Annotated in this window: 19 protein-coding genes and 1 pseudogene; 10 read left to right on the top strand and 10 right to left on the bottom strand. The window is 68.9% G+C overall.

All coding sequences use genetic code 11. From position 1 onward, the window contains the following. Positions 1 to 9: 9 nt before the first annotated feature. Positions 10 to 2727 (bottom strand): aconitate hydratase AcnA, encoded by a 2718-nt coding sequence (gene acnA, locus ACWEK3_RS30725; RefSeq protein WP_453251086.1) that lies wholly within the window; start codon positions 2725 to 2727, stop codon positions 10 to 12. A gap of 539 nt (positions 2728 to 3266) precedes the next feature. On the opposite strand from acnA, the gene ACWEK3_RS30720 reads away from it, so the two are divergent. After that, positions 3267 to 4796 carry a helix-turn-helix domain-containing protein gene (locus tag ACWEK3_RS30720; protein WP_390727908.1) on the top strand — a complete coding sequence of 510 codons (1530 nt, stop codon included), beginning with the start codon at positions 3267 to 3269 and terminating at the stop codon, positions 4794 to 4796. Between the two features lie 124 nt (positions 4797 to 4920). Here ACWEK3_RS30720 and ACWEK3_RS30715 read toward each other — a convergent pair whose 3' ends face one another. The 3 genes from ACWEK3_RS30715 to ACWEK3_RS30705 all read right to left on the bottom strand — a co-directional run bounded on the left by ACWEK3_RS30715 (position 4921) and on the right by ACWEK3_RS30705 (position 7087). Then, entirely contained in the window at positions 4921 to 5595 is a 675-nt protein-coding gene (locus ACWEK3_RS30715) for a tyrosine-type recombinase/integrase (protein ID WP_376496844.1), read from the bottom strand. Positions 5596 to 6222: 627 nt separating this feature from the next. Next, on the bottom strand, positions 6223 to 6534 hold the full coding sequence (locus tag ACWEK3_RS30710) for a helix-turn-helix transcriptional regulator (RefSeq protein WP_453251085.1): 312 nt from the start codon (positions 6532 to 6534) through the stop codon (positions 6223 to 6225). Positions 6535 to 6757: 223 nt separating this feature from the next. Further along, on the bottom strand, positions 6758 to 7087 hold the full coding sequence (locus ACWEK3_RS30705) for a helix-turn-helix domain-containing protein (protein WP_453251084.1): 330 nt from the start codon (positions 7085 to 7087) through the stop codon (positions 6758 to 6760). Between the two features lie 256 nt (positions 7088 to 7343). Between ACWEK3_RS30705 and ACWEK3_RS30700 the strand changes: the two genes are divergently transcribed. The 5 genes from ACWEK3_RS30700 (at position 7344) to ACWEK3_RS30680 (ending at position 13033) form a co-directional block, all read left to right on the top strand. Then, complete coding sequence (locus ACWEK3_RS30700) at positions 7344 to 8231, top strand: hypothetical protein (protein WP_453251101.1); 888 nt, start codon at positions 7344 to 7346, stop codon at positions 8229 to 8231. A 50-nt stretch (positions 8232 to 8281) separates the two neighbouring features. After that, positions 8282 to 8932 (top strand): ATP-binding protein, encoded by a 651-nt coding sequence (locus ACWEK3_RS30695; RefSeq protein WP_453251083.1) that lies wholly within the window; start codon positions 8282 to 8284, stop codon positions 8930 to 8932. A 669-nt stretch (positions 8933 to 9601) separates the two neighbouring features. Continuing rightward, a complete protein-coding gene (locus tag ACWEK3_RS30690; RefSeq protein ID WP_453251082.1) occupies positions 9602 to 10093 on the top strand; it encodes a plasmid mobilization protein in 492 nt (163 codons plus the stop codon). Next, positions 10090 to 11820, top strand: a complete 1731-nt coding sequence (locus ACWEK3_RS30685; RefSeq protein ID WP_453251081.1) for a relaxase/mobilization nuclease domain-containing protein — start codon at positions 10090 to 10092, stop codon at positions 11818 to 11820. The genes ACWEK3_RS30690 and ACWEK3_RS30685 overlap by 4 nt, the downstream gene beginning before the upstream one ends. A 355-nt stretch (positions 11821 to 12175) precedes the next feature. Next, positions 12176 to 13033 carry a hypothetical protein gene (locus tag ACWEK3_RS30680; protein ID WP_453251080.1) on the top strand — a complete coding sequence of 286 codons (858 nt, stop codon included), beginning with the start codon at positions 12176 to 12178 and terminating at the stop codon, positions 13031 to 13033. Here the strand turns inward: ACWEK3_RS30680 and ACWEK3_RS30675 are convergent. The 5 genes from ACWEK3_RS30675 to ACWEK3_RS30655 form a co-directional block, all read right to left on the bottom strand. Beyond that, on the bottom strand, positions 13021 to 13878 hold the full coding sequence (locus tag ACWEK3_RS30675) for an aldo/keto reductase (protein ID WP_453251079.1): 858 nt from the start codon (positions 13876 to 13878) through the stop codon (positions 13021 to 13023). The genes ACWEK3_RS30680 and ACWEK3_RS30675 overlap by 13 nt on opposite strands. Continuing rightward, entirely contained in the window at positions 13812 to 15008 is a 1197-nt protein-coding gene (locus tag ACWEK3_RS30670; protein ID WP_453251078.1) for a JmjC domain-containing protein, read from the bottom strand. The genes ACWEK3_RS30675 and ACWEK3_RS30670 overlap by 67 nt, the downstream gene beginning before the upstream one ends. 85 nt (positions 15009 to 15093) lie before the next feature. Further along, positions 15094 to 15261: a hypothetical protein gene (locus tag ACWEK3_RS30665; protein ID WP_202282323.1), complete on the bottom strand. Its 168-nt coding sequence runs from the start codon at positions 15259 to 15261 to the stop codon at positions 15094 to 15096. A 126-nt stretch (positions 15262 to 15387) separates the two neighbouring features. Beyond that, complete coding sequence (locus ACWEK3_RS30660) at positions 15388 to 15678, bottom strand: hypothetical protein (RefSeq protein WP_453251077.1); 291 nt, start codon at positions 15676 to 15678, stop codon at positions 15388 to 15390. A 47-nt stretch (positions 15679 to 15725) separates the two neighbouring features. Beyond that, positions 15726 to 16217, bottom strand: coding sequence for an ATP-binding protein (locus tag ACWEK3_RS30655; protein ID WP_453251076.1), 492 nt, complete (start codon positions 16215 to 16217; stop codon positions 15726 to 15728). A 253-nt stretch (positions 16218 to 16470) separates the two neighbouring features. Between ACWEK3_RS30655 and ACWEK3_RS30650 the strand changes: the two genes are divergently transcribed. The 3 genes and pseudogenes from ACWEK3_RS30650 to ACWEK3_RS30640 form a co-directional block, all read left to right on the top strand. After that, on the top strand, positions 16471 to 17814 hold the full coding sequence (locus ACWEK3_RS30650) for a transcriptional regulator (protein ID WP_453251075.1): 1344 nt from the start codon (positions 16471 to 16473) through the stop codon (positions 17812 to 17814). Between the two features lie 73 nt (positions 17815 to 17887). Then, positions 17888 to 19060 (top strand): serine hydrolase domain-containing protein, encoded by a 1173-nt coding sequence (locus ACWEK3_RS30645; RefSeq protein WP_453251100.1) that lies wholly within the window; start codon positions 17888 to 17890, stop codon positions 19058 to 19060. A 54-nt stretch (positions 19061 to 19114) separates the two neighbouring features. Next, positions 19115 to 19372: pseudogene (locus ACWEK3_RS30640) on the top strand (transcriptional regulator); the annotation flags it as partial. On the opposite strand, the gene ACWEK3_RS30635 reads toward ACWEK3_RS30640, so the two are convergent. Continuing rightward, on the bottom strand, positions 19353 to 20012 hold the full coding sequence (locus ACWEK3_RS30635; RefSeq protein ID WP_453251074.1) for an HAD family hydrolase: 660 nt from the start codon (positions 20010 to 20012) through the stop codon (positions 19353 to 19355). The pseudogene ACWEK3_RS30640 and the gene ACWEK3_RS30635 overlap by 20 nt on opposite strands. Before the next feature lie 264 nt (positions 20013 to 20276). On the opposite strand from ACWEK3_RS30635, the gene ACWEK3_RS30630 reads away from it, so the two are divergent. Continuing rightward, the gene (locus ACWEK3_RS30630; RefSeq protein ID WP_453251073.1) at positions 20277 to 21485 is read left to right on the top strand and encodes a hypothetical protein; all 1209 of its coding nucleotides are present in this window, start codon (positions 20277 to 20279) and stop codon (positions 21483 to 21485) included. Positions 21486 to 21539 lie beyond the last annotated feature (54 nt).

Raw genomic sequence — 21539 nt, 5'->3', positions numbered from 1 at the left:
CCGGATCCGCTACTTGCCGATCAGGTTGCGCAGGACGTACTGCATGATGCCGCCGTTGCGGTAGTAGTCCGCCTCACCGGGGGTGTCGATGCGGACGACCGCGTCGAACTCGACACCGCTGTCGGTGGTGACCTTCATCGTGCTCGGCGTGCGGCCGTCGTTGAGCTCGGCGACACCGGTGATGGAGAAGGTCTCCCCGCCGGTCAGGCCGAGGGACTCGGCTGTCCGACCCTCCGGGAACTGGAGCGGCAGGACGCCCATGCCGATGAGGTTCGAGCGGTGGATGCGCTCGTAGGACTCGGCGATGACGGCCTTGACGCCGAGCAGCGCGGTGCCCTTCGCGGCCCAGTCGCGGGACGAGCCGGAGCCGTACTCCTTGCCGGCCAGGACGACCAGCGGGATGCCCTGCTCGATGTAGTTGCGCGAGGCGTCGTAGATGAAGGAGACCGGCGCGCCGTCCTGGGTGAAGTCGCGGGTGTAGCCGCCTTCCGTGCCCGGCGCGATCTGGTTGCGCAGGCGGATGTTGGCGAACGTGCCGCGGATCATGACCTCGTGGTTGCCACGGCGGGAGCCGTAGCTGTTGAAGTCGCGGCGCTCGACGCCGTGCTCGGTGAGGTACTGGCCCGCCGGGGTGTCGGCCTTGATGGCACCGGCCGGGGAGATGTGGTCGGTGGTGACCGAGTCGCCCAGCTTGGCGAGCACCCGGGCGCCGGCGATGTCCGCGACCGGGGCCGGGTCCATCGTCATGCCCTCGAAGTACGGGGGCTTGCGGACGTAGGTGGACTCGGTGTCCCACTCGAAGGTGTTGCCGGTCGGGATCGGCAGCGACTGCCACTGGGCGTCGCCGGCGAACACGTCGGAGTAGGACTTGGAGAACATGTCCTCGCCGATGGCGTTGGCCACGACGTCGTTGACCTCGGCCTCGCTCGGCCAGATGTCCTTCAGGTGGACCGGGTTGCCGTCCTGGTCGACACCGAGGGCGTCCCGGGTGATGTCCACCTTCATGGAGCCGGCGATGGCGTAGGCGACGACCAGCGGCGGGGACGCCAGGTAGTTCATCTTGACGTCGGGGTTGATCCGGCCCTCGAAGTTGCGGTTGCCGGAGAGGACCGAGGTGACCGCGAGGTCGTGCTCGTTGACGGCCTTGGAGACCTCCTCCGGCAGCGGGCCGGAGTTGCCGATGCAGGTGGTGCAGCCGTAGCCGACGAGGTTGAAGCCCAGCTTGTCCAGGTACGGGGTCAGGCCGGCCTTGTCGTAGTAGTCCATGACGACCTTGGAGCCCGGCGCCAGCGTGGTCTTGACCCACGGCTTGCGGGTCAGGCCCTTCTCCACCGCCTTCTTGGCCACCAGCGCGGCGGCGACCATGACGTACGGGTTGGAGGTGTTGGTGCAGGAGGTGATGGCCGCGACGGTGACCGCGCCGTGGTCCAGCTCGTAGGTGGTGCCGTCGGGGGCGGTGACCTGGACCGGGTTGGTCGGTGTGCCGTTGGGGTGGACGGCCGGGGCGTCGGAGGCCGGGAAGGACTCCACGCCCGCCTCGTCGACGCTGTCGACGTAGTTGCGGACGTCCTGCTTGAACTGCTCGGCGGCGTTGGCCAGGACGATGCGGTCCTGCGGACGCTTGGGGCCGGCGATGGAGGGCACGACGGTGGACAGGTCCAGCTCGAGCTTCTCGGAGTAGTCCGGCTCGGCGTTCGGGTCCAGCCAGAGGCCCTGCTCCTTGGCGTACGCCTCGACGAGCGCGAGCTGCTGCTCGGGGCGGCCGGTCAGGCGCATGTAGTTGATGGTCTCGTCGTCGATCGGGAAGATCGCGGCGGTGGAGCCGAACTCCGGCGACATGTTGCCGATGGTGGCGCGGTTGGCCAGGCTCGTCGCGGCCACGCCCTCGCCGTAGAACTCGACGAACTTGCCGACCACGCCGTGCTTGCGCAGCATCTCGGTGATGGTCAGCACCAGGTCGGTGGCGGTGGTGCCGGTGGGCAGCTCGCCGGTGAGCTTGAAGCCGACGACCCGCGGGATCAGCATGGAGACCGGCTGGCCGAGCATGGCGGCCTCGGCCTCGATGCCGCCGACGCCCCAGCCGAGGACGCCGAGGCCGTTGACCATGGTGGTGTGCGAGTCGGTGCCGACGAGCGTGTCGGGGTACGCCTTGCCCTCGCGGACCATGACGACACGGGCCAGGTGCTCGATGTTGACCTGGTGGACGATGCCGGTGCCGGGCGGGACGACCTTGAACTCGTCGAAGGCGGTCTGGCCCCAGCGCAGGAACTGGTAGCGCTCCTTGTTGCGGCCGTACTCGAGCTCGACGTTCTGCTTGAAGGCGTCGTTGGTGCCGAACTTGTCGGCGATGACGGAGTGGTCGATGACCAGCTCGGCCGGGGCCAGCGGGTTGATCTTCGCCGGGTCGCCACCGAGCTCCTTGACGGCCTCGCGCATGGTGGCGAGGTCGACGACACAGGGCACGCCGGTGAAGTCCTGCATGATCACGCGGGCCGGCGTGAACTGGATCTCCTGCGACGGCTTGGCCTGGGAGTCCCAGCCGCCGAGGGCACGGATGTGGTCGGCGGTGATGTTCGCGCCGTCCTCGGTGCGGAGCAGGTTCTCCAGCAGCACCTTCAGGCTGTAAGGCAGTCGGGCCGAGCCCTCGACCTTGTCAAGCCGGAAGATCTCGTACGACTCGTCGCCCACGTGCAGCGTGCTGCGGGCGTCGAAGCTGTTCGCCGACACGGCAGTCTCCTTCATTCATGTGCGCCTACCACCACGATCCTGCCGCCACGGCATCTCGACCGATCCAGTAAGGTAAGACTTAGTTAGGTAAGCCTTACCGAGTGGCGACTGTGGTGCACCCCGGCAGATATCTCGATGTCGAGATAACTCTAGTACATGGGGGCCGAATGGTCATGCGCGGACCGGGGCCGGACTGGCCGACGGGCGCCCGACCCCCCAGGGTGGGTACGCCACCCGGCCGCAGGAATCGACACCTGGACTCACAAAGCGCGCGTCGCACCCTCCGCGACCGAAGCGGCGGCACGACGCGAGGCGCCTGCCCCGCACCCCGCTCACCACGCACCGCACCGCGGCAACCACCGCACACCGCCACGGAACATCGATGGACGTACCCGGAGCACCCGGAACGCCCGTAATGCCCGGAACGCCTAGACCTTTCGGGTGACATCGAACCCTTTGGCCCAGGGCTCACTGACGGCTCATCACCCGAATGGACCCCCCAAGAGGCGCCATCTCATATCTGAGATAACCTCAACCCCATGGCAGACGACTACCTCGTACGCATCGGCAAGCTCATCCGTGACGCTCGGCAGCACCGGGGCTGGACGCAAGCACAGCTGGCCGAGGCGCTCGGCACCAGCCAGAGCGCCGTCAATCGCGTCGAGCGCGGCAACCAGAACATCAGCCTTGAGATGATCGCCCGCATCGGCGAAGCCCTGGACAGCGAGATCGTCTCGCTGGGCTACGCGGGCCCCATGCACCTGCGAGTGGTGGGCGGCCGCCGGCTCTCCGGCGCGATCGACGTGAAGACGAGCAAGAACGCGTGCGTGGCGCTGCTGTGTGCCTCACTGCTCAACAAGGGGCGCACGGTGCTGCGCCGGGTGGCCAGGATCGAGGAGGTGTACCGCCTGCTGGAGGTGCTGAACTCCATCGGCGTACGCACCCGCTGGATCAACGACGGCACCGACCTGGAGATCGTGCCTCCGGCCCACCTCGACCTGGACGCCATCGACGCCGAGGCCGCTCGCCGTACGCGGTCCATCATCATGTTCCTCGGGCCGCTGCTGCACTGGATGGACCACTTCAAGCTGCCCTACGCGGGTGGTTGCGACCTCGGCACGCGGACCATCGAGCCGCACATGATCGCGCTGCGCCGGTTCGGTCTCGACATCACCGCGACCGAGGGCCAGTACCACGCCGTGGTGGACCACGATGTCCGCCCGGACCGCCCGATCGTGCTGACCGAGCGCGGCGACACCGTGACCGAGAACGCGCTGCTGGCCGCGGCGCGCCACAACGGCGTGACCGTCATCCGCAACGCCTCCTCCAACTACATGGTCCAGGACCTGTGCTTCTTCCTGGAGGCGCTCGGCGTCAGGGTCGAGGGCATCGGCACCACCACGCTCACCGTGCACGGCGTGCCCAACATCGACGTCGACGTCGACTACTCCCCCTCCGAGGACCCGGTGGAGGCGATGAGCCTGGTGGCCGCCGCCGTCGTCACCGAGTCGGAGCTGACGGTGCGCCGGGTGCCGATCGAGTTCCTGGAGATCGAGTTGGCGGTCCTGGAGGAGATGGGCCTCGACCACGACCGCACGCCCGAGTACTTCGCCGACAACGGCCGCACCCGGCTGGTGGACCTCACCGTCCGGCCCTCCAAGTTGGAGGCGCCGATCGACAAGATCCACCCGATGCCGTTCCCCGGCCTGAACATCGACAACGTCCCGTTCTTCGCGGCGATCGCGGCCTCCGCGCAGGGCAAGACGCTGATCCACGACTGGGTCTACGACAACCGCGCGATCTACCTGACCGACCTCAACCGCCTCGGCGGCCGCCTGCAACTCCTCGACCCGCACCGGGTCCTGGTCGAGGGCCCCACCCGCTGGCGCGCCGCCGAGATGATGTGCCCGCCGGCCCTGCGCCCCGCCGTGGTCGTCCTCCTGGCCATGATGGCCGCGGAGGGCACGTCGGTGCTGCGCAACGTGTACGTCATCAACCGCGGCTACGAGGACCTCGCGGAGCGGCTGAACTCGATCGGGGCACAGATCGAGACCTTCCGGGACATCTGAGCAACGGCTGCCGCCGCACCCTATGTGACCTGCGCGAATGCGGGTCTGGAAGGGGTGCGGCGGCGCCTCTGGGACTTCTCTGGGACTTTGGGCCGGGGCCGGGCTGTTCCCAGTCGCTTGGGAGCTACCCGAAGACGGCGTCTATGGCGGCGCTGCCACGTGCGCCCGCGCGGGGCAGGAAGTGGGCGTACTTCCGGAGCGTGAACCCGGGGTCCGAGTGGCCGAGCCACCGAGCCAAGGAGACGACCGACTCGCCGGCCTCCAACTGCTCGGAGGCGTAGAAGTGACGCAGGGCGTGGTAGCCGTGCTCTCGCGAGGGCTCCCACACGCGGGCTCCGTCCGGAGCGCTCTCCTCCAGCGGGGCGATCACGCCGGCCTCGGCCAGAGCGGGCTTCCAGACGTAGGAGTTGAAGTAGTTCCGGTTGATCGCTTTGTGCTCGCGTCCGGTCACCAGGAGGTTGTACGTCCTCGGCCGGCGATGCTTGGCTTCCACCGGTGTCTGCGGGGGGCTCGGGTCGTCCCACGGCATGGTGATCGGCACGGGCGCGAAGAGGTCGATGTGCCGCCACAGGGCCTTGGCCACGCTGGGAGGCAAGGGCACGTCACGCACCTTGCGCCCCTTGGGAAGTGCGAAGCACAGCTTCGTCCGCACCATCTTGACCTGCCGTCGGATCCGGACGACGTCTTGATCGAAGTCGATGTCCTCCCTGGCCAGGCCGAACGCCTCGCCTTGCCGGAGCCCGAGTCCCGCACCGATCTCGATGAGGACTCGGTAGCGCTCCGGCAGAGCGGCACGCACCGCAAGCACTCGCTCTGGCGGCCACGCTTCGACCCGCCCGGGAGCGGCTGCCGGAGGTCGAACCGTACTGGCGCGGCAGGGGTTGCGTGCGAGCCGGCGGTCTTCGACGGCCGCCTGCAGGATGCCGGACAGCGTCGCCCAGACGAGCCGGATGGAGGTGGGACCGAGGTCCTTCTCCAACCGCTTCTTCCAGCTCCGCAGCGCTTCCGTTCCGACGCTGTTGAGCGGCAGCGCGCCGAGGTGGGGGACAATGTGCCGACGTACCCGCTGTTCGATGCGCTCCAGGGTGGACGGGTCACCGCTCTGGGTGGGCCACCAGTGGGCCGAGACGTAGTCCTTGAGGGAGATGGCTCCGTCGCGTGGATCGACGAACTCGCCTCGACGTGCGTCGGTCTGGGCCTGGGCGAGCCAGGTCTTGGCGTCCTGGAGCGTGTCGAAGGACCGGTCCTTGACTCCGGGGATGCCCTTGACGCGGTAGCGAGTGGACTTGCCGTACAGGGCTGTGCGTTCGCGCTTGCCGGTCTCCGGGTTGGGACGCTTCTTCAGCCATCGGTCTTCTATGTAGCCGGCCAGGTGAGCCTCCTTTGTCGATGGGTGGCTGAGCGGCGTTCTGCGGCGCGGGACGTATCAGGCGTCGAGGAAGGCGCCGGACTTGCGCTGCGGTGCTGCGGTCAGAGGGCTGAGAGCCGGGTTGGAGCGGGAGTCGGCCTGCTCCTGTTCGCGGATCCAGGCGTCGAGGGCGTTCCGTCGGTACATGACGCGACCGCGAGGCCCCATCCGGAAGCTGGGCGGTCCCTGCCGTCGGTGCCGCCAGACATAGAGCGTGTGCGGTGAGAGGCCGAGGTACTCGGCAGCGTCCTTCACGGTCAGGAACGCTGCGCGCGCAGCCTGGGGGGCCGGGCGAGAGGCGAAAGGAGCTGGCAACGGTTGCGTGGACATGAAAGGCTTTCTGTGAGATGCGAGGTCGCGCCCGTGGAGATTTCAGGGACAGCGAATATCGACCCGATCACTTGCGCACGGGCACGGTCAGAGCAGCACGTAACTTCTGACTCTTTTTCCTCCCAGGAGGGGCAGGGGCTTTTATGCGGAGCCGATGAGGGAAGTTCCTCTCACGAAATAGACATAGGTCGGCCCGGAAAGAACGACGGGCGTTCCGGGATGCTCAATGCTCCGGAGGATCGCCGGTTTGGCCAACCGGCGATCGTCGGCTATGTTGCCCCGCCTCGACCGCCTTCTGAGGCTTGCCGGCATCACCAAGGAGGGCGTGCGGGGGTATACCGAGGGCGGTGGCGATGGCCACGAGGTCGTCGACGTCGCAGCGCCGGACCTGGCGTTCGATGCGGGAGAGCTGGGTGAAGGTCATGGGCCGGCCGAGGGCTGTGACGCGAGCGGCGAGCTGGCGCTGCGAGTAGCCGCGGGCTACGCGAAGGCGCTCGATGGTCCGTGCGGCGGCCTGTCCTGCGGGACCGATTTCGAGGGGTCGCGGTGGCATTGGTGTGTTGTAGCTTGCTTTTCCAAGCGTGGGAAGCACTTACCTGTCTGCTGTGAGCGATGCTCCGCACGCCTGTTTTTACAGGAGCGATTTCCCTCACCGGCGATCTGGGTTTACTGTCTTTCCGGCCCAGCGCAATCAGTACAGAGTTCTAGAACCAACTCTGGACTTTTGCACCCTGGGTGTGGCTGTGTTGTCCACACCCCGGCGCGCTGCCGGACAACGCCCCGATCCGTGACGAAGGTGGTTGATCGACATCGCCCGTATCCGCACCATCAAGCCCGAAGCGTTCTACTCCGAGTCCCTTGCGATGGTGTCCCTCTCCGCCGAGCGGACCTTCTTCGGGCTCCTCACCCAGGCCGACGACCGCGGCCGGTTCCGCGATCAGGCCGCGGTGATCGCCGGCCTGCTGTGGTCCCTGCGTCCGGGTCACGGCCCCATGGGCGTCGAGGACGACCTCAGCCAGCTCCAGAGCGCCGGGCTGATCTGCCGCTACGAGGGCGGCGACGGGAAGCGGTACCTGCACATCGTCACCTTCGACCGCCACCAGAAGATCAACCGGCCCAGCGGAGTACGCCACCCCGACTGCCCCCAGCACGACTTGGGCCTCCCACGTGAGCCCTCACCGGTGACACACGGAGGAGTCACGGAGCCCTCAGTGAGTCCTCCGGGAGGCAGGTCGGAGAACGCACCAGCGGGAGAAAGCACAGGTCAGACCCCACTCACGGAGCCCTCATCGCGCGCTCAGGGAGGACTCACTGAGCCCTCCGGGAGCCCTCACGGTCCGGATCTAGGATCTAGGAACAGGGATCTAGGATCTACCCCTTCGGGGGGCGCGGGCGCCCCCGCACCCCAGACCGTCTCGGCGAACGTCCTCATCGGCGAATACGTCGCCGCGTGCACCGAGCGCCCGCCCTCCAGCGTGCTGGGGCACCTCGGGCGCGAGGTCAGGACTCTCCTCGCGGAAGGCATAGACCCCGACCACATCCGAGCCGGACTGACCCGGCACCGGACCAAGGGATTGCACCCGAGCGTGTTGCCCAGCCTCGTCCACGAAGCGATGAACGCGACCCCGCGTACCGCCTCCCACCAGGCATGGACGAATCCTGCCGACACCGCAGCCGCCTACGGAGGTGAACTCTGAGCACCACGACCGCCACACGCACCCGCCCACCGCAGGCCGGTGGCCGGGCGATGGCTCGCCTCGGCGCAATCCTGACCGCCCGCGGCATCGACCCCGAAGCCGTCGCAGCGGGCCCGCCGAACGAAGCGGTCAACGCACTGGAGACGGCAGCCGCCCGCATCCCCGCCCGCTACCGAAACGCCCTCACCGACCACCCCCAAGTCACCGCCTGGGTCGACGAGATCACGCGCACCGGACGCCCTGGCCCGGCCGGCGCACCCGGCATCTCGGAGGGCCCCTCACTGCTGATCGCCGGCCCCACCGGCACCGGCAAGACCCACCAGGCATACGGCGCCATCCGCGCGCTCCTCGCCCGTGGCGTCCGCCTGCGCTGGGAAGCCACCACCACCGCCGACCTCTACGCCCGCCTGCGCCCCCGCGCCGGCCACGACGCCGAACGCGACCTGCAGACCCTGGCTCGCTGCCCGCTGCTGCTCCTGGACGACCTCGGCGCGGCCAAGACCAGCGAGTGGACCGAGGAGCTGACCTACCGGCTCATCAACCACCGGTACGAGCACCTGCTCCCCACCCTCATCACCACCAACCTCCCCACCGCCGAGCTGCGCACCACCCTCGGCGACCGCGTCGCCTCCCGCCTCGCCGAGATGACCGACCGCGTCATCCTCGCCGGCCCCGACCGACGCCGCCACCACCCGGCCTGACCTTCCATGAGGTCCGGCCGCCGCACGGCCAGACCCGAAGCGCGCGGTCATCCGGAATCGGGGACCGGCCTCGTCGGGGACCGAGCCAGGGGACCGGGGACCGGTCCCAACGGCATGGGGACCACCTGGGACCGACGCAGCGACCACGCGGGGACCGGGCGTCCCATCCGGGGACCGTGGCCACCCGAACGGGGACCGGTCCCCAACGGACCTATGGGATACGGGGACCGGTCCCCGGCAAAGCAGCAGGTCACCGCCCTACAAGGCCGCGGAAAGCGGTCCCGCGATGCAGCCGTAAGTCGATTGCCGGGCACCGGGACCACGTGTCCCCCGCCTCTCCGGGATCAGCAAACCGGCGATCGACAGCACGCGGTCCCCGAACGTGATGAGCCACAGGAACCGGGGACCGGTCCCCGCCCTGAGCCCACTCCGGAGCACAGGACCACCCCGCACCGTCCCGCACCCCAGTCTTCCCTCCATGCAAGCCCCGCCGGCCACAGCACGAGACATGACCCAAACCACCCGCCCAGAGAGTCCATGAACCAGCCACAGCACGAAACCGCCGACGACATGCGTCCGAAGACCACCAGCCTGGCCCCAAGCGGAGCAAGTTGGAGGTCCGGACACTCCCCCGCAGGGGGTGCGCCCGAACCCGACCCTGCCCCGGGGGTGGCGGGGTCCTCCCGACGCCAGGGGACGCCGGGAGAAGAGGCTGCGGCCGAGGGCGGACCGCAGCCGGGCAAGGCCGGCCACAAGGCCAGGGCCGGGAAGGGCAAGCCGCGCCCGCGCGACAAAAAGCAGCGCCCCGCCCACAGCGTCCGCCTCAACGAGCACGAACTCGCCATCATCCAGTCCGGCGCCGACCACGTCGGCATGAGCGTGGCCGGGTTCCTGGCCCATTCCGCCCTGGCCGCCGCCCGCGACCAGTCCCGCACCGCAGCCGCCATCGCCACCGAGCGCGATGTCCTGACCGCGCTGTTCGGCGTACGTCGTCAGCTCGGCTGGGCCGGTAGCAACGTCAACCAGATCGCCAAGGCCCTCAACTCCGGTGCTGAAGCACCGCACTTCGCCGCCGCCCTCACCGATCTGCGACGCGCCGCGCAGGCCGTCCAACGGGCGGCCGACAGGATCACCAACCGGCGGGAGGACGAAGCGGCTTGATCCCCCGGGTCCACCAGCAGGGCAGCAACACCCTCGGTCTACTGCACTACCTGTACGGCAAGGGCACCCACGAGGAACACATCGATCCCCACCTGGTCGCCTCCTTCGACAACATGGCCCCCGACCCCGGCCGCGACCCCTCGGTGACGAAGAAGGACCTCCAGCGTCTCCTCGACCAGCCCCTGTCCCTCCTCGGCCCCGGGCAGCGCCCGGACAAGCACGTCTGGCACTGCTCCGTGCGGGCCGCCCCCGACGACCCGGTCCTCAGCGACGGGCAGTGGGCCGAGATCGCCCGCCGCATGGTCGCCGCCACCGGCATCGACCCCGGCGACGGCGCCGGCTGCCGCTGGGCCGCCGTCCGCCACGCCGAGGACCACATCCACATCATCGCCACCCTCGTCCGGGAGGACGGCCGCCGCCCGGACCACCACCGCTCCGGCAAGCGCGCCCAGGCCGAGGCCCGCCTCATCGAAGCCGACTACGGCCTGCACCGCGTCACCCCTGGTGATGGCACCGCCGCCAAGCGGCCCACCAGCGCCGAACGCCACAAGGCCGAGCGCCAGGGCAGGGAGCGCACCGTGCGGGAGGAGCTGCGCGAAACCGTCCGCCGCGCGGTGGCCGGTGCCGCCACCGAGACCGAGTTCTTCGACCGGCTCAAGGCCGCCGGACTTCTGGTCCGCACCAGCGTGCTGCCCTCCGGTGACCTGCGCGGCTACACCGTCGCGATGCCCGGCGACCGCAACAAGGACGGCGAACCGGTCTTCTACGCAGGCTCGACGCTCGCCCCCGATCTGTCCCTGCCCCGCATCCGGGACCGGTTCGACGCGACTGGAGTCGCGGCGGCGCCGGACAGCACCCATCGTCAGGACCATCCCCCGCGGCGGCCCGCACCGTTCGCCGCGCGGCGCACCGCCACACACGCGGCATGGGCGGCCCTGCTCGTAATCGACCACGGCGACGACGGCGCCGCGGCAGCGCAGATCGCCGCCACCGGCGAGGTCCTCGACGCCCTCGCCAAGACCTCCGCCCTCCACACCCGCCAGCAGCTACGCGAAGCGGCCTGGGCGTTCGAACGGGCCTCCCGCTCCCACACTCGAGCAGAGTTCCGTCACAGCCAGCAGCTGCGACGCGCAGCCCGGGACCTGGTCTACAGCGGCCCGGCACTCGGCCGGGGCGAGGACGGCGCCACCACCGCCATGCTGATCGACACGCTCTTCTTCCTCGCCCTCGCCGCCGCACACTGGCACGCCCAGCGTCAGCACGCCCAGCAAGCCGCAGCCGCCCGGCAGGCCGCCACCCACCTCCAGGCCGCGTACGCCGCGGCCAGCGAGGAATCGACGGCCCGCCTGCGAGCCCAGGGCCTGCGCTTGGCCCAGCCCGTACGCGACTGGTCCGCCACCCTTCTGCGCACCACCGCGCCACAGATCGCCGAGCGGGTGCTCGGCGAACCGGGCTGGCCCGCCCTGGCAGCCACCATCACGCACGCCTACCAGGCCGGCCACGACCCACGAGCGCTGCTGCACGAAGCCGTCGCCCAGCGCGAACTGCACACCGCCGAGTCCGCCAGCGACGTCCTCGTCTGGCGTCTGCGACGCATGGCCGACCTGCCCGCCAACGTGACGGTGATCCCCCAACACAGCACCCGGGCCACGGACTCACCGCCCTACGCTGCCCCACTCGGACCCGTCTCCATCGCTGTCGACCAGCACCGCCGACACCGCAGGTAATCACCAGCAACCGCGGGGCCGTTCACCGCAACGAACGGCCCCGCGGGAAAGACGAACACAAGCTGGCCCCTACCAGTCGGCTACCGGCGCCCTACGGTCACGTCGCCCTCACGCGAACAAGGCCGGCCTCCGGTCCACCTACCGCACAACCCGGACTACAGGGGCGGCCTGGTCGAGGGCCGCGGCGACGTCTTCGGGGATGCCGGGGCGGAACTGGCGGTAGTACCCGGTGGTTCCGGTGAACAGGCTCATGTGGGCCGCCGTCCTGTGAGGTGCTGGATGGATGCAGCTGACGGTTGCCGCCGGTTCCTCGTGCCGGACTGCCTCCCGCCGCCCCGCTGCTACGGTCGCGTGTATGACGCTCTCGGTCTCCACGGGTCAGGCTGTTGACCTACGGGTGCAGCCGGTTGACGAGGTTCTTGATCGCGTCGCGCGGTCTCTCCAGGTGCGCCTGCTCCCGGATACGGTGGTGCGCAAGCGCCGGTCCGTGGGAGCCCGGACAGACCGCGATACCTGGGTCCGGGTCGAGCGGCGCTCGCCCGACAAGATCGCCGATCAAGGGTGGAACGGCACCGAGTGTGCCGCCCGTCTGGAAGGCGTCGCCCAGCCGACGTGGCAGGGGTGTGTGGTCTGGCGGGACGCGGATGGACCGGCGATGTGGCGGGCCGACGAAACCGGCCTCCTGCCGGCCGCTCCCGTCGGAAGCGCCGCCTTGAGCGAAGCCCCGGAACTGTCGGATGAGTGGTGGGAGGCGTTGAACGCCTCGCTGGACGCGCTGGCGGCTCACAGGACGAGGCGGGTCGCCACACCGGACACCGACACCATCACCCAGGAACTGGTCACCGAGTCCATCCGAGGTGCCTTCTCCGGCGACTTCGATACGGCCGTCCAGCGATGGGTGCCGGCCCACGCGGACCTGAACTGGGCCAACGTGACCGCTCCGGTGTTCAGTCTCTTCGACTGGGAGGACTGGGGGAACGCACCGCAGGGGCTGGACTCCGCCTCACTGTGGGCGAGTTCGCTTGCCGTCCCCGCTTTGGCCGATCGCGTACGGCAGGAGCGCCGGCGCGACTTCGAGAGCCGGGACGGCAGGCTGATGACGTTGTTCGTCTGCTCGAAGATCCTCGGGCCGTACGCGCATCCGGAGGACCCTCGGCTGGAACCCGCGCGGCGCATGGCCGAGCAGGTCATCGAGGAGCTTCAGGCGGGCTGACCCTGCGAGCGGTCACGAAGGAGTCTTCGGTACTCCTGGATGGTCCGCTCCTCGACCTCGCCGGTCAGGGCGCCGACGAGTTCGCCCAGATGGGCGGGGTCGTCGGTGCCCACGGCAACGGAGCTGACCCGCGGGAGGTGATAGGCGGCCCGGAAGGCTGCCTGCACGCGGGAGAGCCGGCTGCTGTCCCGTAGAAAGGCGCGCGGGTCGATCCTGGTCCACACCGAGGCGCTGACGCTGCCTCCGAAGGGGCTCATCCCCCACACCGCACCGTCGCCCAGGTCCCATGCCTTGATGAGGGCGTCCGCGGCATCGAGCGTTCTGACTCCGACCAACAGGCCGGCGCGGACCATGAGGACCGACGGCCTCGGTGCGGTCGGGTCGATCAGGTTCAGCAGCAGTGACGGGTTCCAGGACGCGACGCCCCAGGCGGCGCACAGTCCTTTCGCCGCAGCGTCGTCGAGGGCGGTGCACGCCTGCACCAGCACGTCCCGATCATGCGGGGCGGCCTCACGGAGTGAGTGTTCCGGGTTGTGCAGGAACACCAGGTCGGGCTCCCGCCCGAGGTCCTCGGCCGCCTGTTCCACCGCCGCGTGCAGTCGTACGGGATCCAGGCAGTGCTCCCCGCCGTCCGGCCCCGGGAAGTATCCGACCTTCGTGGAGACCGTGAACTTCGGCAGCAGGTCACCGGCTGTCCGCGCCAGGATCCGATGCGAGCGGAAGCCGCGGTAGTTGGTGCTGGTGTCGAGCGCGGTGACACCGAGATCAAGCGCTCCGGTCAGGAGACGGCGCTCGTGACGAGACCGGTGTAGCCCGAGGACAACTCGGGTGTCAGCACCGCGCACAGCTCCTCCTTCACCAGGATCTCGGCCAGCTCCATCACTTCGGCCCCGACGACGGCCGCGGCCCGCTCCAGCGGGACCGGCCTGCCGCTCAGCAGCGTCCGCAGCGCGGGCAGGGCCTTGGCCGTGAGGGTCAGCTTCTTCCCTGCGGCCACCACGTCGACGGTCTCCCCGTTCTCCAGAACCCGGGGAGGGAAGTGGGTGGTGCACACCACGCCGTCGAGCGGCCCGAGGATGTCGAGGAACGGCACGTGGCGCGGCAGCGCCGTCTCCTGCTCGTACGCGGTCAGGAAATCGGCCGGAGACCGTTCGCCGACCAGCGTGGTGGCGGCCTCGGTCAGGGCCTCGCTGTCGGGCTCGTGCCAGCGGTCCAGGTCGTGCCGGAAGATCTCGTGTTCGCGGCACCAGTCGGCCAGCCAGGCGAGCCAGCTCGCTCCGGTGCGCTTGGTGATGCCGAACGTGACGTGAAGGCTCTTTCCCGAGCCGCTGCCGGTCCGGGTCGCCTGATGCCAGTGCCCTCGGGGGATGTGCATGACGTCGCCGGCCTTCAGGAGGCCGGACCAGATGATCTCGTCGCTCGGGGTGTTGTTGGGGTCGGAGTCCCGGTACATGGGGACCTTGCGGGAGGCCGAGCGCACCTCCCACTCCTTCTCGCCCGCGAGCTGCACGATCACGACGTCGTGGTCGTCCCAGTGCAGGGGGAAGCCGGCGGCGTCGTTCGTCGTCAGGTACGCGTTGACCTGCACGCGCTCGTGGGACCACCACTGCAACGCCCGGCACGCGACCTCCATCGTCGGATCGAAGACGTTGGCCTGGTCGAGGATGAGCGTCGCGCCTTCCCGCAGGAGCCTTCCGAGGCTGCGCATGTTGACCATGGGGATGCTCTGGCCCCGGGGGCTGACGCTGTCGGTGTAGTAGACGGCCGGGTGCACCTCCTCGCCCTTCTGGAAGCACCGGAACTGCGGGCGGTTGAGGCTCCTGCGCATCGCGATGTCGAGCAGGCGGTTCGGAGTCAGAAGGCGGGAGACGAGTGCGGGGTCGTCCATGCTCCCCCGTACGAAGCTCTTGCCCAGCTCCTCCGCTCCGCTCCACCCGAGCGCTGTCTCGATGGCGCTGATCAATCGATGTTCCATCGCTGCGTCCTCCATGGGTTCGACCACGTGATGCGGGCACGGTGGGGCCGGCACGGCCAGTCGTGCCGGCCCCACCGCTTGGTGCCTACTCGCTGTCGTGCAGGTTGCCGTCGCCGCCCGGCCACGGCGCGTCGCCGGAACTTCCGGCGTTGTCGGACCGGAGGCTGTCGTACCGATCGTGAACGGCGGTCAGCTCTTCCACCGCCACCAGGAGGCCGCTCCGGGCCGGAGGCGGTGTCGTGCGCTCTGCCACCTCGTACTCCTTCCTCTTCGGTTCTCCCGCCAGGGCTCCGGCGGGAGGTAGTGGCCGCCCCACGGCCGTGGGAGAAGTGGATTTCCGTGGGGCGGCGGTTGTTGGGCGGCGCGATGAGCCGCAGCGCTACACCGGCGGCCGGGCAACCCGGCCGTTCATCGGCAGGACGTCCGCGTCCTGGCGCATGTTGGTCTCCAGGACGCGCTGGTCCAGTTCGTACAGACACGCGCGGCAGGCGTAGAGGGCCGCGTGCATACCGCTCGACCGGACGGGACCGATCCACGTGACCTCGACGTCGTCACGTCCGCACCACAGCCAGCACTCACCACGCGCGTGCCATTCATGGCGGTCCCACAGGGCGTAGGCGGCGGGCTCCCCTGTGACGGGGTCGATGTCGCGACGGGTGGGTCGGAACACCACATCGGGATCAGGAGGCGGAGCCGCTCGTATTGCGTGCCGCCCCATCACGCGACTGCCAGGGTGAGCGACTTGGACTCGGCTACGACTCCACGCTTCGGCCGCAACGCGAATAACCTGCGCAGAACGGCAGCGCGGATGGCAGGTGCCGCCGTGGGAAGCACGATCTCCGCCCATACGCGCTTCCCGTGACCGGAGGGTTCCCAAGCACACCGCGCCGCAAGAAGGCCGACCAGCGCCAGGCCGCGCCCGCTCTCGTCGTCGGCTTGGGCACAACCCATCTGCGGAGCCGACGGATTGCCGTCGAGGACGTCGATCACCAAGCGACCGGGCCGGTGGTACAGCGCAATGGTGACCGGCCCCTTCCCGTGGACCACGGCGTTGGTGATGAGCTCGGAGGCGACGAGACGGATGGCGTCGACTGTCTCCTCATCCAGCGGCACACCCCACGTACGCACCTTGTCGACGACTATGCGCCGGGCGAGGGGCACTTCCCTTTCCGTACCCGCAAGGACGAACCGATGGACGAGCGTGGGCATGACGGACGCCTCCGAAGAGCTGGAGAGCGGCTCCATCCCCGACGGTGATACGGGAATGGAGCCGCCGATCTGAGGAGCCGTTCCGAGAGCGAGCGCCCTGGGCGTGCCTCATGGACGGCTGATACTCAGTCAACGGCGCCAGCTCGCACGTCGGAACGTTTCTAGGGGGTTTCTCCTGGGGACGCCCTCCCCGTACACGGACACGGGAAGTAGCCTCCCAACTACGCCGTGAGGGGATGACGGGAGTGATGACGTGCCTGGTGAGCCGTTAGCAGTTCATCCGCTGAGCTTCGTCCTCCAGACGCGCGGGTGGGGGAAGGCCGAATTCGCCCGGCTCATGCAGAAGCACGGGAGGGCGCTCGGGATCCCCCTGGCGACCAACCGGACGACCGTATGGAAGTGGGAACAGGGACAGGAGCCGGACGCGGATGCCCAGCGTGTCCTCGCCGACCTGCTGCGTGTCCCGGACGAACAGGTGCGCGCGGAAGGATGGCCCCGATGGCTCCCCGTTTGGGAGGTGACGGGGCTCACCGCTCCGTGGACCGAGGCCGGCACGGTCGAGGCGCTGTCCGATCTGGTGGGGAGTGGCCGCATGGATCGCCGGGGCTTTCTCACCATCACCGGCACCGCCTTGACGGGGCTCGCGGCGAGCTGGGTGGACGCGCCCTCCGCCTTCGCCTCGGCGCTCAACGGTGACCGGGTCACGGACACGATGGTCTCGACGATCGAGCAGCGTATCTGCACCCTCCGCACGCTCGACGACCAGCTCGGAGGCGCTCGGCTTCTGGAGCAGGCACGCGGTGATCTCGCCCTGGTCACCGGTCTCCTCAGCGGTGGGCGGTACACCGACAGGGTCCGCATCCGCCTGTACGCGCTGGCGGCCCGGGTGTCGCACCTGACCGGCTGGATGGCCTACGACGCCGGTCTGCGATCCGCCGGCCAGCGCTACTACGTCGGCGCCCTGCGCAGCGCCCGTACCGCTGGGGACGACGCCTTCGGCGCCTTCATCCTCGCGGAGATGGGAGTGCATGTCTCCGAGGCCGGACGCACCGCCGAGCGGGTCGACCTCATCTCGACCGCCATCGACAACGCTCCCCACTCGCTGTCGTCCTGCACCCAATCCTTCCTCTACCTGCACAAGGCCGAGGCGCTGTCACGCGACGGCTACCACCGCAAGGCCGGAACGGCACTGAACCGCGCCACGTCCCTCTGGGAGCGCCACATAGCGGAGGAGAACCCGGATTGGCTCAACTGGTTCGGTGAGGCGCAGTTGAGGTCGACCGAGGGCAAGGTCCTGTTGCGCTCGGGCCAGGTGGAGCGCGCGACGAGTTCCCTGCAGACCTCCGTGGAGAGCGCGGCTCCCCGGGACAAGGCCGTACGGTCCAGCCGCCTGGCCGAGGCGCGGCTCACCGGCGGTGACTTGGAGGGAGCGCTGGACGCCGCGAACCACGGCGTCGGGCTCCTGGAGGACAGCGTCAGTTCCGTACGGGCTCTGGACCGCCTGAAGGAGTTCTCCGCGCGGCTCGAACCGTACAAGTCCGTTCCCTCTGTCCGGGAGTTCCGCGAGCGTCTGCAGGCACTACCCGTCGCGGCCTGACAGGCACTGCATTGGGCGCCGAGGGCGAGCCCGCCCCACTGGGGAGGGCAGCCAGACTGCCAGGATGAGCGGCATGACGACGATCGATGGTGAGGTGGCGCCCGGGTTCGAACCGGTGCGTGAGGCGTTCATGGCGAACTTCGCCCGGCACGGGGACATCGGCGCGGCGGTGTGCGTGTATCAGTACGGCCAGCTGGTGGTGGACCTGTGGGGCGGCGTCGCCGATCCCGAAACCGGTCGTCCGTGGACACGGGACACGCTGCAACTGGTCTACTCGGCGACCAAGGGAGCGACCGCGACCGCGGCGCACATGCTGGCCGAGCGCGGTGCGCTGGACCTGGACGCGCCGGTGGCGAAGTACTGGCCGGAGTTCGCCGCGAACGGCAAGGCGGACATCCCAGTGCGCTGGCTCCTGTCCCACCAGGCTGGCTTGGTCGCGCTGGATCAGCCAGTGCCGTTGGAGGAGGCGTTGGCCTGGCATCCGATGGCAGCAGCGTTGGCCGCCCAGCGCCCCCTGTGGACTCCGGGCACGGCTCACGGGTACCACGGCCGGACCTGGGGCTGGCTGGTCGGCGAGGTGATCCGCCGAGTCTCCGGCCGCTCGCCGGGCCGCTTCTTCGCCGAAGAAATCGCGGCCCCCCTCGGGCTGGACTTCTTCATCGGATTGCCGGCGGGTGAACGCGATCGAGTTAGTCGCTTGGTGTACCGGCGGCCGGACGTCGACCTCACCACCGTGCCCGCCGAGTCGCTTCCTGAGGAACTCCGCGAGCTGGTCGCCGCCTGGCGCGACCCGCACTCCTTCAGCAACAGGGCGTACGCGGTCACCGCCCCCGCCGAGATTGACTTCGGCTCACCGGAGGTGCAGGCCGCAGAACTCCCAGCTTCCAACGGCATCGGCACCGCACGCGCACTGGCACGCATGTACGCCGCGCTGATCGGCGAGGTGGACGGCGTTCGCCTGCTCACCCCGGGAACCCTAGCGTCAGCGACCAGAGAGCAGGTCGGCGGGAAAGATCAGGTGATGCTGATCCCAAGCCGATTCAGCACCGGCTATATGCTGCCCACCAAAGCCAACCCCATGACCGGCCCGAACGCCTTCGGCCACACGGGCCGAGGCGGCTCACTCGGCTTCGCCGACCCGGAGCACGGCATCGCCTTCGGCTACGTGATGAACCACATCATCGGGGGGCCCGATGATGTGCGTGCGACCTCGTTGGCCGACGCGGTGCGAAGGTCACTGGTGTAACTGGTCGAGGTACACGCCGCAAGACCGCAGTACCGTCCAGCTGACTGCCTGCCACCCGAGTCGGACAAGCAACGCACTGTCGTCCTCGGCGACCTCGCCGCGGTCGAAGCCGCCGACGGAAGGCCGGAGGAAGCGTGCCGCTACGCCATCCAGGCTCTCGATCAACTGGCGATCACCTGGTACGCCACCGGCATAGGCCGCGTCCGCGAGGTCCGCCGCACGCTCACCCCGTGGCAGAACAAGCAGTGCGTGTGGGACCTCGATGATCGTCTCTACAGCTGGGGGACGATGGTCAGCGCCCTTCAGCGTTGAACTTGGCGACTTTCTCCGGCAACTCCGCGAGCGAGTCGATACGCATCGTCGTGATCGCGTCCGCGTCCGGGTCGCGCTGCTGGATCGTGCCCCAGGGCCCACGCCGGATCAGGGCGGTCAGAAGCCCGGCCTGCACGGCCGGGCGGATGTCGTTGTCGAGCCGGTCACCGACGTACAGGATTTCCCCCGGCTCGGCGGGCGTCGCCTCAGTAACGCGCTTGAAGAACCTCACGTCCGGCTTCGACACCCCCCAGTCGTCACTGGTGGCGACCATGTCGGACGGAAGGTCCAGCTCCCGCAGCAGGCCGCCGGCCCGGACGGTCTGGTTCCCGGCGATGCCCACCCACAGCCCCGCCTCGCGCAGCGCGGCCAGCGTCGGCCGGACGTCCGGGTACAGGTCCCCCTCGCCGAACCACTTCGGCTGCCCGGCAGCCGCGCGCTTCTCCCGCTCCTCGGTCAGATCGAACCCGGGCCGGAACTCCTGGAAGGTCTCCCGGTAGTCGCGCCCTTGCGCGATGACGGCGCCGAACATGGCCGCGAAGGTGTGCCGCGGCACTCCCAGCCAGTCCGCCCATGTCCCGTACTCCCGGGTCTCATCAATGAGGCACTCACCGACATCGAACACCACAGCACGAATCATGTTCCGCAGGTTAGACGGTTCAGCACAGCGGGCGAAGCGGACCTCTCGGACAGCAACGGTCTCGACCGCCTGGCGGGAAACGCTGGCCTCGAAAGGTCAGGGCCTCGAATACACCAAAGTATTGGACCCCGGCAGCAAACTCCGTCCGATCCGTTGGGCCCTCCAAGTCACACTTCGCATGTTGTGCGATCGCATGGGGGAGTCCATCCTCAATTCACTTGCCTTGCCTGCATGTTGTCGTACGTCTGCTTCGGAGGATTGAAGGTGCCGCAGATCGACACCCGTCTCGTCCAGACCGCAGTCATCGGGGGACGGGACTCGGACCAGCCCGTCATCCTCCCCGAGGAACCGCACAACCTGGACGAGTTCCGTCGTCAGTTCGGCACTGACCGTTTCTGGTGCGGCACGCTCCTCGGCGGCTGCGGGGAAAAGCTGATGACCAAGCGGTACGAGACCAAGGTCTGTCACTTCTCCCACTACCCGGACCGCCACGGAGACCGCGCGGTATGCCACCGCACCGCCAACGGCGTGGACAGCGCCGACCACCTGTTCATCAAGGTGCATGTGACCCGGTGGCTGGCGAACCAAGGGCACGCGGCTCAGGCCGAGTTGCGCAGCCTCGGGCACGGCCCGGGCGACGCAGTGGACTTCTGGCTACGCGCCACGGAACAGCACCTTCGGTTCGAACTGCATCCGGAGGACTACCGGAGCTGGCGCAAGGCCGCAGACAGTCTGGGGGCCAAGGAAGGTCATATTGAGTGGGTCTTCGGGCCCGACGGTGTGATCACTCGCGACATGGTGGCCCGCCAGGGCTACGCCCTGCGTGTGCGGTGCGAGACGAAGGGTAATGACCGTCGCGTTCTCATCGGCATCGTGACCGAGAACCGTACTGTCGCGTGGGCGCCTCTTGAGCAGTGCCGGATGACCAACAGCGGCCTCGTGACACCTGCCCTTGAGGAACTGCGTGCCGAGGGGCTCATCCGCGAGGGCGGCATGCGCATGGACCCGCTCCCGGGCAGCCTGCCGTTGCGCGGCACCGAGATCGTTTTCGCGGTGGACACGGAAACCGCGCCCCCGGCAACGTCGCCGCTCGCCGCGCCCGGCCGGCATCTGGTGTCGGGCTTCGTCAAGCCGGCGGGGAGCCGCATCATCCGGGCCCACCTGTCGCTGCCCGAAAAGATCCCGGTTCCCAGGGAACAGTACGTTTACCAGTTGTCGGGCGCGGTACGGCTGCTGATCACGGACCCTGATGAAGGAAACGGCTCATCGTGGGCGGTCCGTGCAGACAGCCTTATGCAGCTCAACGGTCTGGACGCAGAACGCACCGGCCTGTGGCGCCCCAGCGTGGCCCTTGACGAGCAACTCGACACAGCACCTCGTTCATCACCTGTTCGCACCGAGACCACGCCTGCTGAGCCCATACGCAGCAGGGCTCTCTCTGTCAAAGTAGGTCGAGTCAGGCATACTGGATGATTCATTGAGTCGAGGGCGGAGAAGGAGTAGTGCCCGGGTGGCCAGCACGAATGA

This window comes from Streptomyces sp. NPDC004721, from assembly GCF_053601495.1.
This window is presented reverse-complemented; position numbering and strand designations above follow the sequence as displayed.

Excerpts from the sequence above, each read along its gene's own strand:
- ACWEK3_RS30720 (WP_390727908.1), top strand. The coding sequence starts at position 3,267 with ATGGCAGACGACTACCTCGTACGCATCGGCAAGCTCATCCGTGACGCT.
- ACWEK3_RS30710 (WP_453251085.1), bottom strand. The coding sequence starts at position 6,534 with ATGTCCACGCAACCGTTGCCAGCTCCTTTCGCCTCTCGCCCGGCCCCC.
- ACWEK3_RS30705 (WP_453251084.1), bottom strand. The coding sequence starts at position 7,087 with ATGCCACCGCGACCCCTCGAAATCGGTCCCGCAGGACAGGCCGCCGCA.
- ACWEK3_RS30695 (WP_453251083.1), top strand. The coding sequence starts at position 8,282 with ATGGCTCGCCTCGGCGCAATCCTGACCGCCCGCGGCATCGACCCCGAA.
- ACWEK3_RS30680 (WP_453251080.1), top strand. The coding sequence starts at position 12,176 with ATGACGCTCTCGGTCTCCACGGGTCAGGCTGTTGACCTACGGGTGCAG.
- ACWEK3_RS30670 (WP_453251078.1), bottom strand. The coding sequence starts at position 15,008 with ATGGAACATCGATTGATCAGCGCCATCGAGACAGCGCTCGGGTGGAGC.
- ACWEK3_RS30655 (WP_453251076.1), bottom strand. The coding sequence starts at position 16,217 with ATGCCCACGCTCGTCCATCGGTTCGTCCTTGCGGGTACGGAAAGGGAA.
- ACWEK3_RS30645 (WP_453251100.1), top strand. The coding sequence starts at position 17,888 with ATGACGACGATCGATGGTGAGGTGGCGCCCGGGTTCGAACCGGTGCGT.
- ACWEK3_RS30635 (WP_453251074.1), bottom strand. The coding sequence starts at position 20,012 with ATGATTCGTGCTGTGGTGTTCGATGTCGGTGAGTGCCTCATTGATGAG.